Here is a 16,224-nt window from a genome sequence, read left to right on the forward strand (position 1 = left end):
AATCCCGTCGGCACCACAACCCTGCAGGTCGTCACGGTGCGGACCCGCCGGCAGCGGTCGGCGTACCATGGGCGCATGAGTACCCTGCCCCACCCGCCGGTCTACAGCCGGCGCAGCCATGAAATCGCTCCGTTCCACGTGATGTCCCTGCTGGCCCGCGCGCAGGCGCTGGAACAGGCCGGCCACGATGTCATCCACCTGGAGATCGGCGAACCGGACTTCACCACGGCCGGGCCGGTGGTGCGTGCCGGCCAGGCGGCCCTGGCCGCCGGGCACACGCGCTACACCGCCGCACGCGGCCTGCCTGCGCTGCGCCAGGCGATCAGCGGTTTCTATCGCAGCCGTTACCGGCTGGATGTGGATCCGGAACGCATCCTGGTCACTCCTGGCGGCTCCGGCGCGCTGCTGCTGGCCAGCAGCCTGCTGGTCGACCCGGGCTGGCACTGGCTGCTGGCCGATCCCGGCTATCCCTGCAACCGGCATTTCCTGCGCCTGGTGGAAGGTGCCGCACAGCTGGTCCCGGTCGGTCCACAGACCGCCTACCAGCTCACACCCTCGCTGGTGCAACAGCACTGGAACACGGACAGCGTCGGCGCACTCGTCGCCTCGCCGGCCAACCCCACCGGCACGGTGCTGTCGGCCGATGAACTTGCGGCGCTGTCACGCGCACTGCACGCACGCGGCGGGCACCTGGTGGTGGACGAGATCTATCACGGCCTGACCTACGGCGTGGACGCCGCCAGCGTATTGCAGGTCGATGACAGCGCGTTCGTGCTGAACAGTTTCTCGAAGTACTTCGGCATGACCGGCTGGCGCCTGGGCTGGCTGGTGGCGCCGCCCGCAGCGGTGCCCGAACTGGAGAAGCTGGCGCAGAACCTGTACATCAGTGCGTCGAGCATCGCCCAGCATGCAGCCCTGGCCTGTTTCACCGATGAATCGATGGCGATCTTCGAACAGCGACGGGAGGCCTTCCGCCAGCGTCGCGATTTCCTGTTGCCGGCGCTGCGCGAGCTGGGCTTCCGCATCGAGGTGGAGCCGCAGGGCGCGTTTTATCTGTATGCCGATGTCAGTGCGTTCACCGATGATGCCCAGGCGTTCTGCGCGCACTTCCTCGAAACCGAGCATGTGGCCTTCACCCCGGGCCTGGATTTCGGCTTCCACCGCGCCAACCAGCATGTGCGCCTGGCCTATACCCAGGAAATACCGCGGCTGCAGGAAGCGGTGGAGCGCATCGCGCGCGGGCTGCAACATTTCCGCTAGCGCCGGGCCATGCCCGGCGAGCGCGCAGCGCCGCCCATGAAAAACGCCGCCCGGGGGCGGCGTTTTTCATTTCGTCATTTACCGCCCAGGCGCTCCCACAGGAAGCTGTAGGCCAGGGCCGCCATGTGCGCGGCCTGCGCGTTGTTGGCTGCGCCGCCATGACCACCTTCGATGTTCTCGTAGTAGGTCACATCCTTGCCGGCATCGATCATCTTCGCCGCCATCTTGCGGGCATGGGCCGGGTGCACGCGGTCATCGCGGGTGGAGGTGGTGAACAGCACCGGCGGGTAGTTCTTCTTCGCGTCGAACAGGTGGTACGGCGAGAAGGTCTTGATGAACTCCCAGTCGCTGGTATCGGGGTTGCCGTACTCGGCCATCCACGACGCGCCGGCCAGCAGGTGGCTGTAGCGCTTCATGTCCAGCAGCGGAACCTGCACCACCACCGCACCGAACAGTTCCGGGTACTGCGTCAGCATGTTGCCGGTCAGCAGGCCGCCGTTGCTGCCGCCCTGCACGCCCAGGTGCCTGGCACTGGTGATCCTGCGCTTGACCAGATCCTGTGCCACCGCGGCCATGTCCTCGTAGGCCTTGTGACGATTCTGCTTCAGCGCCGCCTGGTGCCAGCGTGGGCCGTACTCACCGCCACCACGGATGTTGGCGACCACGTACACACCGCCCTTCTCCAGCCAGGCGCGGCCCATGCCACCGGAATAGCTGGGTGTCAGCGAAATCTCGAAACCGCCGTAGCCGTACAGCAGGGTCGGATTGGAGCCGTCCAGCTTCATGTCCTTGGCATGCACCACGAAGTACGGCACACGGGTGCCATCCTTGCTGGTGGCGAAGTGCTGCTCGATCACCTTGCCCTCGGCATTGAAGAAGGCCGGCATGGTCTTCAGCGTTTCCGGTGCCTTGCCGATCTCGGCCAAAGCCAGGGTGGTCGGCGTCAGATAGTCGGTGGCGGTCAGCCAGACCGCATCGCTGTCGTCGCTGTCCACTGCGCCCACGGCCAGAGTGCCGAATGCCGGCGCGCCGACAAACGCGCTCTTCTGCCAGCCATTGGCGCCCGGGGTCAGCACGGACAGGCGATTCTTCACATCGTCCAGCACGTTCAGGACGAGGTGGTTCTTGGTCCAGGTCGCACCGGCCAGCGAGGTGGTCGCGGTCGGGGTGAACAGGACCTCGAAGTCACGCTTGCCGGCCAGGAAGTCATCGAGCCGGGTCGCCAGCAGCGAGCCGGATGCGTAGGTCCTGCCGCCCACGGTCCAGGCGTCGCGCAGCTCCAGGGTCAGCCACTGCTTGTGCAGGCCCTTCTCGGCGGAGTTCGGCGCATCGATCTTGGTCAGCGTGCCATCGTCGCCGCGCAGGTAGACCTCATTGTTGTAGAACGCCAGCGTGCGGCTGACCAGGTTGCGCTCGAAGCCCGGGGTGTCATCGTGCATCGCCGCGATGTACATGTCCTCCGGCTTGCCTTCGTACACCACGCTGGCCGACGACATCGGCGTCCCACGCTTCCACAGCTTGGCCACGCGCGGGTAGCCGGAGGTGGTCATGGTGCCGGCACCGAAATCGGTGTAGACGAACACGGTATCGCGATCGATCCAGTTCAGGCCGCCCTTCGACTCGGGACGGAAGAAGCCATCCTCGATCCAGCGCTTCGTCGACAGATCGAACTCGCGGGTGACATCGGCATCCGCGCCGCCGCGTGACAGCGCGATCAGGCAGCGGCTGTAGTCCGGGCGCAGGCAGTCGGCGCCGTGCCAGACCCAGTTCTCGCCCTCGGCCTTGTTCAGTGCGTCCAGGTCAAGCACGGTTTCCCACTGCGGCGAGGCCTTGCGGTACTCGGCCAGGGTGGTGCGCCGCCACAGGCCACGTTCGTGCTGCTTGTCCTTCCAGAAGTTGTAGTAGTAGTCGCCGATCTTCTGCACGCCGGGAATCTTGGCATCCGAATCGAGCACCTCACGGATGCTGGCCTCCATCTGCCTGAAGGCCGGAGTCTGCGCCAGGCGCGCCTCGGCCTTGGCGTTCTGTTCCTTGACCCAGGACAGCGGCTTGTCGCCGGTGACGTCCTCCAGCCAGGCGTAACGGTCGGTATCTTCAGCAGCCACGGCGGTCCCCACCGAGGCAGCGGTCATCATGCCAGCCAGCAGGCAGGCGGAAGCGAGTCGTGACATTGCAGCTCCAGGCAGTCATAAGCCGTGGAACGCTAGCACGGATCCGGACACCGCCCCCCGTGTCGAAGGTCAGGCCGCCGCCGTTGCGCCGCGCCGGACGCGCGCGCCGGCTGCCCTGCTGCGGCGCGCCTGTCCACCGGTACGACGCGACGACCGCCGCCGCAGCGACGGCAATGGGCAGCGCAGCAACGCCCACCAGGCCACCAGCGGCATGCCGATCAGCCACAGGGGCAGCCAACCCAGCCAGGCACTGCTGCCACGGGCGGCCGGCCACACCAGGACCAGTGCGACGCCGGCCAGTGCCAGGTGCTGTACATCCCGCAGCAGGCGCGGATCGGCGCGTTCGCTGACGCGTTCAGTCGAGGGGCGGCGTGTGAGGCGTGCGCTCATGCGGGTTTCTCCGGTGGACAATGCAACACAGCTTGGGCAAGGGCCTTCTCATACGCTGCGACACCATTGACGGACCGCGTGCACACAGTCGACCATGCGCGTGCAAGCCCACTGGAGCCCGCTCCCGCATGACTTCGATCCGCCCGCTCTGCGCCGTGCTGCTGGCCCTGTCCCTGGCGGGCCCGGCGCTGGCTGCCAGCGATCCGCCGTCGCCGCGTGCCGCGGCGCCCCGCGCCCCCGATCCGAACGCGCCGATCGACCTGCAACGTTTCATGGGCACCTGGTACGTGATCGGCCGCGTGCCGAACTTCGTCGAGCGCGGTCACGTTGCCAGCGTCAACGAGTACGCGCTGCGCGACGATCACAAGGTTGCCATCACCTACCGCTACCGCAACGGCTTCAGCGAACCGCAACAGGAGATCCGCGCCCGTGCCAGCGTCGACCCGGACAGCGGCAACCATGGCTGGCGGACCTGGTTCTACCGCGTGGTGCCGACCCATTCGCGCGTTCTGGAAGTGGCGCCGGATTACTCCTGGGCACTGATCGGCTATCCGGGCCGCGAGATGGCGTGGATCTTTGCCCGTCGGCCTGACATGGACAAGACGCTGTACAAGGAGCTGGCCGAGCGCCTGCGCGACGAGTACGGAGTGAATACCGACAAGCTCAAGCGGGTGCCGCAGCGCCCGGACCAGGTCGGCAAACTGGGCTATGAAGTGCCCAACGCGCGGTGAGACGACGCCGCCGGGCATGGCCCGGCGCTACTGGAACGTCCGCGTGGCAGGGTAGCGCCGGGCCATGCCCGGCGGACGTGCCGGTTACCTGCGGGTGTAATGTGCGACCAACCGGTCGCCGAGCATCTGCAGCAGCTGCACCAGCACCAGCAGCAGCACCACGGTCACCAGGGCGACGTCGGTGTGCGAACGCTGGTAGCCATCACGGAACGCCAGATCGCCCAGGCCGCCCGAGCCGATCGCACCGCCCATGGCGGTGAAGCCGATCAGCGCAACGGTGGTGACCGTGGCACCTGCGATCAGGCCCGGCCGCGCTTCCGGCAGCAGTACACGGGTGACCAGCTGCCAGGTGGTTGCGCCCATCGCCTGGGTCGCCTCGATCACCCCACGGTCCACTTCGCGCAGCGCGGTTTCCACAAGCCGCGCATAGAACGGTGCGGCGCCGATCACCAGGGGCACGATCGCACCGCGAACACCCAGCGACGTCCCCATCATGAACAGCGTCACCGGAATCAGCACGATCATCAGGATGATGAAGGGCACCGAGCGCAGCAGGTTGACCACCAGCGCCAGCACGCCATAGGCGAACGGACGACGCTTCATCTGCGGCGCACCGAACAGGTACAGCAGCACGCCCAGCGGCAGCCCGATGGCCAGGGTCAAGGGCAGCGAACCGGCCAGCATCAGCAGGGTGTCGATGGTGGCCTGGCCGATATCGGCCCACTTGCCGGCGTCCAGGTGGCGGAAGAATCCGTCCGCAGCAGCAATGATCATCGACGCAGTTCCTCGACATGCACGCCAGCGGCCACGAACGCGGCCTGCGCGGCGGCGTGATCGCCACCGACCAGGGCCACGACCAGTTGGCCATACGGTGTGTCCTTGATCCGGTCGATACGCCCGGACAGGATGTTGTAATCGACCCCGGTCTGGCGCGCGATGCTGCCCAGCAGGGGTTCGTAGGTATCGCCACCGAGGAAGGTCAAGCGCACGATGCGCCCACTCACGGCGTCGAAATCACGGTGCAGCGTTCCTTCGTCCACATGCTCCGATTCGCTGACGAAACGGCGGGTGGTGGGATGCTGCGGATGCAGGAACACCTGGGTGACCGGACCGGTCTCCACCAGCTGGCCGGCATCGAGCACCGCCACCCGGTCGCAGACGCGGCGGATCACATCCATCTCGTGGGTGATCAGCACGATGGTCAGGCCCAGCTCGCGGTTGATCTTCGACAGCAGCGCCAGCACCGACGCGGTGGTCTGCGGGTCGAGAGCACTGGTGGCCTCGTCGCACAGCAGGATCTGCGGGCGGGTGGCCAGGGCACGGGCGATGCCCACGCGCTGCTTCTGGCCTCCGGACAGCTGCGCCGGGTACTTCTGTGCGTGTGCCTGCAGGCCGACGGTCTGCAGCAGTTCGGCCACCCGGCTGTCGATCTCCGCCTTCGGTGTACCGGCCAGCTCCAGCGGGAAGGCGACGTTGCCCGCCACCGTGCGCGAGGACAGCAGGTTGAAGTGCTGGAAGATCATGCCGATTCGCCGGCGCAGCGAGCGCAGGCCGTCGGCATCCAGCGTGGTGATGTCCTCGCCTCCGATCAGCAATCGGCCACCGGAAGGCTCTTCCAGGCGGTTGATCATGCGGATCAGCGTCGATTTGCCGGCACCGGAATGACCGATGATGCCGAAGACCTCGCCGGCCTCGATGGTCAGGTCCAGCGGTTGCAGCGCGCTGACCGCGCGGCCGGCAACGGCATAGGATTTGTGCAGGCGCTGGAACTCGATCACGGGAGCGGCTCACCGGCAGGCGACAGAAGGGGGCGTGCAGCCTACCAGCGCCGGCGGTCGCGCGCCTGCGCCATGGGCCAGAATGTTATTCCTTTTGGTTCTAAGACACCTACTCCGGCCGGGTTCCGGGGTCAGAGCCCCTGTGGGATCTGACCCCGGGGTCGGATCCCCGCAGGGGCTCTGACCCCGCTCCCCGGCCAAACCGGTTCAGGGATGATCCAGCGGCTTCGGCGGCTGCTGGCGGTTCACCCGCTCGCGGTGCAGCAGGTACAGGCCCGACGCCACGATGATCGCCGCCCCCACCCAGGTGTAGCCGTCCGGCAACTGCCCCCAGAAAGCCAGATCCCATCCGATCACCCAGACCAGGCCGCTGTACTCCAGGGGCGCGATCATGGATGCCTCGCCCAGCTGGAAGGCCTTGGTCAGGGCGATCTGACCCAGCGCACCGGCCAGCCCCATGCCCGCGATCAGCGGCGCGTGCGCCAGCAGCAGCGGCCTCCAGCCGGGAATCGCCAGCAGGCCCGCGCCGATCGCCATGATGACCAGGAACCAGACCACCATCGACTGCGAGGTGTCGGTACGGGTCAGCAGGCTGACCGTGATCGCGGCAACGGCGTAGGCGGTGGCCGCGGCCAGCACCATCAGGCCCGGCACCGAGATGAACCCATCCACGCCGGGCCGCAGCACCACCAGCACGCCGACCAGGCCGATGCCGATGGCCACCCAGCGACGCGGTCCGACCCGTTCGCCCAGCAGCGGCACCGACAGGGCCGCGATCAGCAGCGGCGCGACGAAGTAGATGGTGTAGGCGGTGGACAGTGGCAGATCGCGCAACGCGAACACGAAGCAGCCGATCATCGCCATGCCCAGCGCGCCACGCAGCAGATGCAGGCCCCAGCGACGTGGCACCAGCGAACGCGGGCCCGCGCTGACCAGCACCCAGACCAGCACGAACGGCAACGACGCCGCGCCGCGCAGGAAGGTCACCTGCAGGGTGGGATAGCTGGCCGCCAGCTGCTTCATGCCGGCGTCCATCAGGGAGAAGCAGGCGACCGCGGCGACCATCCAGGCCACCGCGCGCGAGGGGGAGCGTTGCACGTTCATGGCCCATTATCGCCGAGCCGGCGGCGGGATGCCGTTGCAGCGATGCCCAGCGCCACGGAAAGCGGGCAGGCTGGCCGGCGCGATAGAATGTCCGCACTGAATTCTGTGGAGCATCGCCCATGCCTTCCTTCGACGTCGTCTCCGAAGTCGACACCCACGAGCTGACCAACGCCATCGACCAGGCCAACCGCGAACTGAGCACCCGCTTCGATTTCAAGGGCGTGGACGCCAAGTTCGAGCGTGATGGCGATGTCATCAACCAGTTCGCGCCGACCGAGTTCCAGCTCAAGCAGATGAACGACATCCTGCGTGCGCGTCTGGCAGCGCGCGGCATCGACGTGCTGAGCCTGGAGTTCGGCGACATCGAGACCAATCTGGCGCAGGCGCGGCAGAAGATCACCGTCAAGCAGGGCATCGAGCAGAAGTTGGCCAAGAAGATCGCCGCCGCACTGAAGGACGCCAAGCTGAAGGTGGAAAGCCAGATCAATGGCGACAAGCTGCGCGTGCAGGGCAAGAAGCGCGACGATCTGCAGGACGCGATCGCAGTACTGAAGGCCGGCAAGTTCGAGCTGCCGCTGCAGTTCAACAATTTCCGCGACTGACGGCTCCGCCGGGCGTGGCCCGGCACCGCGCTCGATCAATCACGCAGCAGCTTGTACAGCGTGGTGCGCGAGATGCCCAGCTGGCGTGCGGCCAGACTGAGATTGCCGTCCGCCGCCTGCGCCGCCCGGCGCGCCGCTTCACGCTGCTGATCGCGCAGCGCCGGCGCCGCCATCGTCGCCGGTGAAGACCGTCGCACGCTGTTGCCAGCGACCTTGCGCGGCGCCTGTAGATGCTGCAGGTAGACCGCACTGCCCTCGCCCAACCGGACCCGATGCGGCGCCCCCGGCTGCAGCAGGCGCCGCCGCTGTGCGGCACTGGCGTCGGCAAACACCGCTGCAATATCCAGCAACGGCAGTGGCCCGCGCCGCGGCAGGCCCAACAGACGCCGGGCTACACGGTTGGCGGCGCGCAGCTGGCCATCCTCCTGCACCGCCAGCAGCCCCTGCAAGGGTGACGCCAGCCAGCGCGGATCATGCTGCAGCGCCAGCAGGTGCACATCGGCAAGCGTGTGGAACAGGCGATTCTCGCTGGCCAGTGCGGCCTGCCGGAAATAGCCCTGCAGCAGCGAAGGATCGCGCTCACCCAGCCCGGTGATATCGATCACTCCGCATACCCGCCCGTCGAGATCGTGCAGGGGTTCACTGAGGCAGAACACCGGAGCGAAACGCTGCAGGTAATGTTCATTGCCGCGCACCAGCGCTGGCAGGTCGTCGGCCAGGCTGACCGCCGGCGCGGTGGTGCCGATCTCGCTTTCGCCCAGCCGCCGCCCGACCTGGATCGGCCGCAGCAGGGGCGAGTCTTCCAGGCCATGCGCCTGCTGCGCGATCACCATGCCCTCGCGGTTGGCGCAGAACATCGTCCAGCCACGTCCGCCGAAAGCGGCCCACAGCTGTTCCAGCTCCGGTTGCACGCAGCGTGCCAGGCGACGGTCGTCGCGCTGTGGCAGATGCCGGCCATCGCTCTGCAGCGGCAGGTAGACCGGTTCCTGCCCGGGCTGCAGGCCAGCCGCGCGCGAGCGCATCCACGACTGCTGCAACGGCTGCGGCAACACGTTCAATGAGCGCGCATCGCCCTCGGCAAAGGCCGCGCGTACCGCTACCAGCTGCTGTTGCCCGACGGAGGTTGCGATCATGGGCGCAGCGTACACCGGCCAGCGGCAACGCCACGTTACGCTCCGATGAGGTGTTTGCCTGCGGTTGCCGCCCATCCGGCAGGTGCAGGGCGAAGCCCTGCAGCCCTGCCCTCAGATCACGCCGCGATGCGCAGGATCGGCTTCAGGGTGATGCCCCGGGTGCTGTCCTCGGCCGCCTGGTTGATCTGCTCCAGCGGGTAGAACTTCACCAGCCTGTCGAACGGGAAGCGGCCCTGCTGGAACAGCGTGACCAGCTGCGGAATGAACACCTGCGGCACACTGTCGCCTTCCACGATGCCACGGATGCTGCGGCCACCCAGCAGCAGGTTGTTCACGTCGAAACTGGCGGTCGTGCCCAGCTTTGGTGCACCGACCACGCCCATCATGCCCAAGCCCGCCAAGGCCTCGATACCGGCAGAGAGCACTTCAGGGCGACCGGTCGATTCCAGCGCGAAATCGGCGCCACCGCCGGTGATGGCGCGCACGGCCTCGACCACATCGGTCTCGCGGCTGTTGACCACGTGGGTGGCGCCCAGCTCCAGCGCGAGTGCCAGCCGCGACGGCACCACATCGATGGCGATGATGGTCGTGGCACCGGCCACCTTGGCCGCCATCACCGCACTCAGACCGACTGCGCCGGCACCGTAGCTGGCAAAACTGCTGCCCGAGCGTACCTTCAGCGAATTGAGTACCGCGCCGGCACCGGTCTGGATGCCGCAGCCCAGCGGGCCCAGCAGTTCCAGAGGCGCATCGTCGGGCACTTTGATCGCATTGATCTCGCGCGCCAGCGCATAGGTGGCAAACGAAGACTGCGCGAAGAAATGGTCGTGCAACGGCTGACCCTGCGCATCGGTGATGGCGGTATGGCCGTGGCCATCATCGCCACCAAAGTTCAGCGCGAAGAAATCCCTGCAGTAGGCGCCATGACCGCCCCGGCACGGATTGCAGTGGCCGCAGGCGCCATAGGTCAGCACCACGTGATCCCCTGCTTTCAGTTCCTTTACGTTGGGGCCGACCGCCTCCACGACGCCGGCGCCTTCGTGACCCAGCACCGCGGGCAACGGCACCGGGTAGTACTGATCGCGCACGATCAGGTCGGTGTGGCACAGGCCGGTGGCTACCACCTTCACCAGGACCTCATCCTCCTGCGGGCCGCGCAGCCGGGCCTGCTCGATGACGAAGGGTTGTTCCTTGCCGCGGACCACTGCGGCGGTGATCTCGCGTGTTGCCGTATTGTCGTTCATCGTGATGGCTCCTTCGATCAGATCGGATAAGCGGGCGCCTCGCCCTTGACGGTCAACCACTGCCACTGCGTGAACTCCTCCCAGTTGGCGGGGCCGCCGATACTGGTGCCATTGCCGGATGCTCCGACACCGCCAAAGGGATTGATCACCTCGTCGTTCACGGTCTGATCGTTTATGTGCAGCAGTCCGGTGCGCAGGCGCTCACCGAGCTTCAGTGCGCGGCCGACATTGCTGGAAACGATGGCCATCGACAGGCCGTACTCGCTGTCGTTGGCCAGGCGCACTGCATCGTCGTCATCGTCGAACGGCACCACCACCGCCACCGGCGCGAAGATTTCTTCGTTGAACGCCGGATTGTCAGCAGCGACGTTGCCAAGCACGGTCGGCGCGAAGAACAGATCGCGATGGGTACCTCCGGCCTCCAGCGAGGCACCGGCCTGCACTGCCTGCTCGACCACGCGCGTGGCGTGGTCGCGCTGGCCGGCATTGATCAGCGGACCGATCGCCACGTCTTCGCGCGCCGGATCGCCCACCTTCAATGAATTGGCCTTGGCCACCAGCTTCTGCAGGAACGCGGAGTGGATCTTCCGCTGCACCAGCACGCGGCCGGTCGCCATGCAGATCTGGCCCTGATGCAGGTAGACCCCCCACGCGGTGTTGGCCACCGCCAGGTCGAGGTCGGCATCATCGAGGATGATCAACGAGTTCTTGCCGCCCAGCTCCAACGAGACCTTCTTCAGATGCTTGCCCGCCGCTTCTCCGACCTTGCGCCCGGCGGCGGTGGAGCCGGTGAACTGGATCATCGCCACGTGCGGATCGCTGGTCAGCGCAGCGCCGGCCGCGCCATCACCGGGCAGCATGTGCAGAACGCCTGCCGGCAGGCCGGCCTGCTCGAACAGGCGTGCGATCACCGCCCCGCCGCACACCGCTGTGCGCGGGTCAGGTTTGAGTACCACCGCGTTGCCCAGCGCGATGGCCGGCGCCACCGCGCGCATGGCCAGATACAGCGGGAAGTTGAAAGGCGAGATGACCCCCACCACACCCAGCGGTCGGCGCCGCGCCAGATTCAGTCGGCCCGGCTCGGAAGGCAGAATCTCGCCGGTGCTGCGCGACGGCAGCGCCGCAGCCTCGTGCAGTGCCTTGATGGTCACCTTGGCCTCAAAACCTGCCTTCAGGCGGGTGGAGCCGCTTTCGCGTACCAGCCATTCGACCAGGGTGTCGATGTGTTCTTCGGCCAGGCGTGCCGCTTTGCGCAGCACTTCAGCGCGCTGTTCGTACGGAGCCGCCGCCCACGCCTGCTGCGCCTGCGCAGCGGCCGCCGCCGAGCGCGCCACCTGCGCCGGGTCGGCCAGGCCGATCTGGCCGAGCGTGTTACCGGTGGCCGGCTCGATCACCGGCTGCCGTTGCGCGGCCGCCTGCCACCGGCCGTCGAAGAGGGCGCCGGCCCAAAGGGCGTCCGGCAGCCACGGAGAAGATGCAGTCATGGGTGTCCTCCTGTGTCGTGCGTCCATTCCACGCCTACCGCCCGCAGCAGGCAATCGGCCATCTGCCGGTGGCCTGCAAAGGCTTGAATCGGCGGGGATTTGCAGCATGGCGACTGTCCAGTTCCTGCACAGTGAACAGCGCAGCGGCGGCACACTGCCTACAATGGCGACCTCGCCCGCCGATGTGCCCGCCATGACCGATACCGCCCTGCCCACCGACGACCCGATCGCCGCCACCCGCCTGTGGCTGGAGCGCATCGTCATCGGCCTGAACCTGTGTCCGTTCGCCAAGGCCGTATATGTGAAGGACCAGGTCCGCTTCGTGCTCAGTGATGCCACCACCCCCGAAGCACTGGTCGAACAGCTGGCCGAGGAACTGGTGCTGCTGCGGGACACGCCGGCCGAGCAGATCGACACCACCCTGATCGTGCACCCGCAGGTGCTGACGGATTTCCTGGACTACAACGACTTCCTCGACAACGCCGACGCGGCGATCGAGGCGCTCGATCTGCAGGGCATCCTGCAGGTGGCCAGCTTCCATCCGGACTACCAGTTCGAAGGCGTGGCCGCCAACGACGCCAGCAATTACACCAACCGCGCGCCCTATCCCACGCTGCACCTGCTGCGCGAGGACAGCGTGGCACGCGCGGTGGACGCCTTCCCCGATCCGGACGTGATCGTCGAGCGCAACATCCAGACGCTGGACCGCATCGGCGTGGACGGCTGGCATCGCCGCCTGCGTGGCGAAGACCTGTCATGAGCGCGGTTCCGCCGATCGCTGCCTGGCCTGCCGCGCCGCTGGCGGGCAAGGTGGTGCTGGTCACCGGTGGCGCCAATGGCATCGGCCGCGGCATCGCCCAGGCCGTGCTCGGTGCCGGCGGCCGCGTGCTGATCGGTGATCTGGATACGGAAGCCGGCCACGCCTGCCTGGCCGAATGGCATCGCGATGACGATGCGGCGTTCCAGCCCCTGGACATCACCGACGAAGCCAGCGTGCGCGCGTTCATCGCCACGGCGGTGCAGCGGTTTGGCGGCATCGATGGCCTGGTCAACAATGCCGGCATCGCCGGTGCGCACGGTACGCCACTGCAGGACATGGCGTGGGACGAATGGCAGCGCCGCCTGTCATCGCTGCATGGCGCTTTCCTGTGCAGCCGGCATGCCCTGCCGGCACTGTCATCCGGTGGCGCCGGCGCCATCATCAACATCGCCTCGACCCGCGCCCGGCAGTCCGAAGCCCATAGCGAAGCCTATGCCGCGGCCAAGGGCGGACTGGTGGCATTCACCCACGCGCTGGCAATCAGCGCCGGACCGGCTGTACGGGTGAACAGCATCAGTCCGGGCTGGATCGGCACCAGCGAGTGGCAGGCGCCCCCCCGGCGCCATGCGCCCGAGTATTCGGCCATCGACCACGCACAGCATCCGGTCGGCCGCGTCGGCCGCCCGGAAGACATCGGCGCGCTGGCGGTGTACCTGTTGTCGCCGCTGTCCGGATTCACCACCGGCCAGGATTTCATCGTCGACGGCGGCATGACCCGCAGGATGATCTACGCCGAGTGACCGATGCCCGTCGAGGGGTGCCCGCCATGGGGGGCACCCCTCACAGCCGACGTGGGATCAGGCCATGCCCGAATGGCGCAGCAGCGCATCGATCTGCGGCGCACGGCCACGGAAGGCCTTGAAGTTCTCGGCCGCTGGACGGCTGCCCCCGCGCGAGAGGATCTCGTCGCGGAAACGTGCACCGGTCGCGGCCAACGCCTGCGGTGCTTCCTCGAACGCCGCATAGGCATCGGCACTGAGCACCTCGGCCCATTTGTAACTGTAGTAGCCGGCCGCATAGCCACCGGCGAAGATGTGGCTGAACTGATGCGGGAAGCGGTTCCAGGCTGGCGGATGATTCACCGCCACTTCGCCGCGCACGCGCTCCAGCAGTGCCAGCACACTGTCCTGCGTGGGCTCGAACTGGCTGTGCAGCAGCATGTCGAACAGACCGAACTCCAGCTGGCGGACAGTCGCCATGCCGCTGTGGAAATTGCGCGCGGCCAGCATGCGCTCATACAGCGCACGTGGCAGCGGTTCACCCGTCTCCAGGTGCGCAGTCATGCGCTGCAGGTGGTCCCATTCCCAGCAGAAGTTCTCCATGAACTGGCTGGGGAGCTCCACCGCATCCCATTCCACGCCATTGATGCCGGCCACGCCCAGCTCACCAATCCGGGTCAGCAGCTGGTGCAGGCCATGGCCCATTTCATGGAACAGCGTGGTCACTTCATTGTGGCTGAACGTAGCAGGCCTGCCGTTGGCGCCGCGACCGAAGTTGCACACCAGGTACACCAGCGGCGTCTGCACGCTGCCATCGGCACGCTCGCGCCGGTTGCGGCAATCGTCCATCCACGCACCGCCGCGCTTGCCCTCACGGGCGTACAGATCCAGGTAGAACTGGCCTACCAGCGCGTCCTGCGCATCGACCAGGCGGAAGAAGCGTACGTCCTCGTGCCAGACCGGCGCGCTGTCCTCCTGCACGCGCAGTCCATACAGCTGCTCGATCACCGAGAACAATCCACCCAGCACCTTCGGCTCGGTGAAGTACTGTTTCACCTCCTGCTCGGAATAGCTGTAGCGCGCCTGCTTCAGGCGGTCGGCCGCGAACGCCAGGTCCCAGGCCTGCAGGCTGTCGATGCCCAGGTGGTCACGCGCGAACTGCTCCAGTTCGGCACGGTCCCTGGCCGCGAACGGCTTGGCGCGCGACGCCAGGTCACGCAGGAAGCCCAGCACTTCGGCCGGGTCCTGCGCCATCTTGGTGGCCACCGAGTAGTCGGCGTAGGAATCAAAGCCGAGCAGTGCGGCCAGTTCAGCCCGCAGGGCCAGGATGCGGTCGATGTTGCCGCTGTTGTCCAACGCGTCATCGCCGAATTCGGAAGCGCGCTGCGCGCTGGCCCGGTACAGGATCTCGCGCAGGTCACGATCTTCGGCCCAGGTCTGTATCGGCAGGTAACACGGCATCTGCAGCGTCAACTTCCAACCGTCCCTGCCATCGTTCGCCGCTGCCGCACGCGCGGCAGCCTTCACGTCGTCCGGCACGCCGGCAAGGCGTGCTTCGTCTTCCACGATCAACGACCACGCATCGGTGGCGTCCAGCACATTCTGCGAGAACTTCGCGGACAGCGCCGACAGTTCTTCCTTGATCGCGGCGAACCGCTGCTGGGCGTCCGGCGCCAGCTCCGCGCCCCCCAGGCGGAAGTCGCGCAGCGTATTGTCCAGCACCTTGCGCCGGGCCTCATCGAACGACCCCGCCTCCGGGCCGGTGGCCAATGCCTGGTACTGGCGGTACAGCGCCAGGTTCTGGCCCAGCGCACTGGCGAAGCGGGTCACCCGCGGCAGGTTGCTGTTGTAGGCCTCGCGCAGTTCCGGCGTGTTGACCACGCCCTGCAGGTGGCCGACCAGGCCCCAGGCGCGCCACAGCCGCTCGGTGGCATCGTCCAGCGGGACCACGAAGGTGTCCCAGCGGACCGGCTGCACCTGCTCGGCTGCGTTGACGGCGGCCTCGGCCTCGGCCAGCAGCACGTCCAGCGCCGGCGCCACGTGCTCGGGGCGGATCGCCTCGAAGCGCGGCAGGCCGGAGAAATCGAGCAGGGGGTTGGCAGCGGTCACGGCAGATCTCCAGTTACGGGCCCGAGGAGCGGGCAGCCCAGTCGATATGGCGCTGGCCGGAGCCGCAGACAAGGGGGGCGCGCCGATCATTCACGTCGGCCTTACGGGGTCGCGCGGAAGCTCTGGCTGCGGGGGAGTCCGCAGCGGAACATGCCGATAGAGGCCCCACATGGAAGGTCTGGCTCAGGTTGCAACCGCGTTGCCGGTCCGGTCGCTGGCGCTGTCTGCCAGCGCGGAGGAGTTGTCCTGGATCGCCACATTGTGCGATCCCGGCGATGATGCCCGGCGCCATCTGCAGGAGCTGCAGGTGCTCATGCAGCAGGGCGGCATCCTCAACGATGAGCAGGAGTGGTACCCGTTCGAGGTGATCGAACGCGGTGCCCGCCACCTGCACCCGGGGCACGAGCGCGAGTTCGTGATCTGCGTGCTGCTGTGGCTGCAGGCGCTGGCCCAGGACCGCATCAGCAGCCTGGACCCACGGCTGCACCTGGATGATCGCGCGATGGACATCGAGGCGCTGCCTGATGCGCTGCGCGATGTGGTGCTCGACGCGTTCACTGCGGCGGGGTACTGATCGGGATGCGCCGCTGCGCTCGCCGGGCGTGGCCCGGCGCTACCGGGATCGACGGGCTCTGATACGCCGCTGCGCTCGCCGGGCATGGCCCGGCGCTACCGGGAT

Annotated in this window: 15 protein-coding genes; 6 read left to right on the forward strand and 9 right to left on the reverse strand. The window is 67.4% G+C overall.

All coding sequences use genetic code 11. The features are described 5' to 3' along the window. Positions 1-75: 75 nt before the first annotated feature. On the forward strand, positions 76-1,260 hold the full coding sequence (locus N5J29_RS13600; protein WP_164150658.1) for a pyridoxal phosphate-dependent aminotransferase: 1,185 nt from the start codon (positions 76-78) through the stop codon (positions 1,258-1,260). A gap of 74 nt (positions 1,261-1,334) precedes the next feature. Here N5J29_RS13600 and N5J29_RS13605 read toward each other — a convergent pair whose 3' ends face one another. After that, complete coding sequence (locus N5J29_RS13605) at positions 1,335-3,431, reverse strand: prolyl oligopeptidase family serine peptidase (RefSeq protein WP_164150656.1); 2,097 nt, start codon at positions 3,429-3,431, stop codon at positions 1,335-1,337. A 69-nt stretch (positions 3,432-3,500) separates the two neighbouring features. Then, complete coding sequence (locus N5J29_RS13610; protein ID WP_164150655.1) at positions 3,501-3,821, reverse strand: hypothetical protein; 321 nt, start codon at positions 3,819-3,821, stop codon at positions 3,501-3,503. A gap of 128 nt (positions 3,822-3,949) precedes the next feature. Between N5J29_RS13610 and N5J29_RS13615 the strand changes: the two genes are divergently transcribed. Next, the gene (locus N5J29_RS13615; protein ID WP_053519815.1) at positions 3,950-4,552 is read left to right on the forward strand and encodes a lipocalin family protein; all 603 of its coding nucleotides are present in this window, start codon (positions 3,950-3,952) and stop codon (positions 4,550-4,552) included. Positions 4,553-4,636: 84 nt separating this feature from the next. Here N5J29_RS13615 and N5J29_RS13620 read toward each other — a convergent pair whose 3' ends face one another. The 3 genes from N5J29_RS13620 to N5J29_RS13630 all read right to left on the reverse strand — a co-directional run bounded on the left by N5J29_RS13620 (position 4,637) and on the right by N5J29_RS13630 (position 7,434). Then, on the reverse strand, positions 4,637-5,326 hold the full coding sequence (locus N5J29_RS13620) for a methionine ABC transporter permease (RefSeq protein WP_053519816.1): 690 nt from the start codon (positions 5,324-5,326) through the stop codon (positions 4,637-4,639). Continuing rightward, complete coding sequence (locus N5J29_RS13625) at positions 5,323-6,330, reverse strand: methionine ABC transporter ATP-binding protein (protein WP_053519817.1); 1,008 nt, start codon at positions 6,328-6,330, stop codon at positions 5,323-5,325. Before N5J29_RS13625 ends, N5J29_RS13620 begins: the two co-directional genes overlap by 4 nt. A gap of 207 nt (positions 6,331-6,537) precedes the next feature. Beyond that, positions 6,538-7,434 carry a DMT family transporter gene (locus N5J29_RS13630; protein WP_065175182.1) on the reverse strand — a complete coding sequence of 299 codons (897 nt, stop codon included), beginning with the start codon at positions 7,432-7,434 and terminating at the stop codon, positions 6,538-6,540. 119 nt (positions 7,435-7,553) lie between these two features. Between N5J29_RS13630 and N5J29_RS13635 the strand changes: the two genes are divergently transcribed. Further along, on the forward strand, positions 7,554-8,036 hold the full coding sequence (locus N5J29_RS13635) for a YajQ family cyclic di-GMP-binding protein (RefSeq protein ID WP_164150653.1): 483 nt from the start codon (positions 7,554-7,556) through the stop codon (positions 8,034-8,036). A gap of 35 nt (positions 8,037-8,071) precedes the next feature. Here the strand turns inward: N5J29_RS13635 and N5J29_RS13640 are convergent, their stop codons facing one another. The 3 genes from N5J29_RS13640 to N5J29_RS13650 form a co-directional block, all read right to left on the reverse strand. After that, the gene (locus tag N5J29_RS13640) at positions 8,072-9,169 is read right to left on the reverse strand and encodes a helix-turn-helix domain-containing protein (protein WP_164150651.1); all 1,098 of its coding nucleotides are present in this window, start codon (positions 9,167-9,169) and stop codon (positions 8,072-8,074) included. Between the two features lie 116 nt (positions 9,170-9,285). After that, a complete protein-coding gene (locus tag N5J29_RS13645) occupies positions 9,286-10,413 on the reverse strand; it encodes an NAD(P)-dependent alcohol dehydrogenase (RefSeq protein ID WP_164150649.1) in 1,128 nt (375 codons plus the stop codon). 17 nt (positions 10,414-10,430) lie between these two features. Continuing rightward, a complete protein-coding gene (locus tag N5J29_RS13650) occupies positions 10,431-11,897 on the reverse strand; it encodes a benzaldehyde dehydrogenase (RefSeq protein WP_053519822.1) in 1,467 nt (488 codons plus the stop codon). A 193-nt stretch (positions 11,898-12,090) separates the two neighbouring features. On the opposite strand from N5J29_RS13650, the gene N5J29_RS13655 reads away from it, so the two are divergent. Continuing rightward, complete coding sequence (locus tag N5J29_RS13655) at positions 12,091-12,657, forward strand: DUF1415 domain-containing protein (RefSeq protein WP_164150708.1); 567 nt, start codon at positions 12,091-12,093, stop codon at positions 12,655-12,657. After that, on the forward strand, positions 12,654-13,457 hold the full coding sequence (locus tag N5J29_RS13660; RefSeq protein WP_164150647.1) for an SDR family oxidoreductase: 804 nt from the start codon (positions 12,654-12,656) through the stop codon (positions 13,455-13,457). Before N5J29_RS13655 ends, N5J29_RS13660 begins: the two co-directional genes overlap by 4 nt. A 57-nt stretch (positions 13,458-13,514) precedes the next feature. Here the strand turns inward: N5J29_RS13660 and N5J29_RS13665 are convergent, their stop codons facing one another. Beyond that, positions 13,515-15,545 carry a M3 family metallopeptidase gene (locus tag N5J29_RS13665; protein ID WP_164150646.1) on the reverse strand — a complete coding sequence of 677 codons (2,031 nt, stop codon included), beginning with the start codon at positions 15,543-15,545 and terminating at the stop codon, positions 13,515-13,517. Positions 15,546-15,714: 169 nt separating this feature from the next. Between N5J29_RS13665 and N5J29_RS13670 the strand changes: the two genes are divergently transcribed. After that, the gene (locus N5J29_RS13670) at positions 15,715-16,119 is read left to right on the forward strand and encodes a hypothetical protein (protein ID WP_053519825.1); all 405 of its coding nucleotides are present in this window, start codon (positions 15,715-15,717) and stop codon (positions 16,117-16,119) included. Positions 16,120-16,224: the final 105 nt, after the last annotated feature.

Origin of the sequence: Stenotrophomonas sp. GD03680, assembly GCF_029844625.1 — a bacterium.
Classification (GTDB): Bacteria; Pseudomonadota; Gammaproteobacteria; order Xanthomonadales; family Xanthomonadaceae; genus Stenotrophomonas; species Stenotrophomonas maltophilia_P.

Coding starts and splice junctions, on each gene's coding strand:
- N5J29_RS13605 (WP_164150656.1), bottom strand. CDS start 3,431: ATGTCACGACTCGCTTCCGCCTGCCTGCTGGCTGGCATGATGACCGCT.
- N5J29_RS13630 (WP_065175182.1), bottom strand. CDS start 7,434: ATGAACGTGCAACGCTCCCCCTCGCGCGCGGTGGCCTGGATGGTCGCC.
- N5J29_RS13635 (WP_164150653.1), top strand. CDS start 7,554: ATGCCTTCCTTCGACGTCGTCTCCGAAGTCGACACCCACGAGCTGACC.
- N5J29_RS13645 (WP_164150649.1), bottom strand. CDS start 10,413: ATGAACGACAATACGGCAACACGCGAGATCACCGCCGCAGTGGTCCGC.
- N5J29_RS13650 (WP_053519822.1), bottom strand. CDS start 11,897: ATGACTGCATCTTCTCCGTGGCTGCCGGACGCCCTTTGGGCCGGCGCC.
- N5J29_RS13620 (WP_053519816.1), bottom strand. CDS start 5,326: ATGATCATTGCTGCTGCGGACGGATTCTTCCGCCACCTGGACGCCGGC.
- N5J29_RS13610 (WP_164150655.1), bottom strand. CDS start 3,821: ATGAGCGCACGCCTCACACGCCGCCCCTCGACTGAACGCGTCAGCGAA.
- N5J29_RS13600 (WP_164150658.1), top strand. CDS start 76: ATGAGTACCCTGCCCCACCCGCCGGTCTACAGCCGGCGCAGCCATGAA.
- N5J29_RS13655 (WP_164150708.1), top strand. CDS start 12,091: ATGACCGATACCGCCCTGCCCACCGACGACCCGATCGCCGCCACCCGC.
- N5J29_RS13660 (WP_164150647.1), top strand. CDS start 12,654: ATGAGCGCGGTTCCGCCGATCGCTGCCTGGCCTGCCGCGCCGCTGGCG.
- N5J29_RS13640 (WP_164150651.1), bottom strand. CDS start 9,169: ATGATCGCAACCTCCGTCGGGCAACAGCAGCTGGTAGCGGTACGCGCG.
- N5J29_RS13670 (WP_053519825.1), top strand. CDS start 15,715: ATGGAAGGTCTGGCTCAGGTTGCAACCGCGTTGCCGGTCCGGTCGCTG.
- N5J29_RS13615 (WP_053519815.1), top strand. CDS start 3,950: ATGACTTCGATCCGCCCGCTCTGCGCCGTGCTGCTGGCCCTGTCCCTG.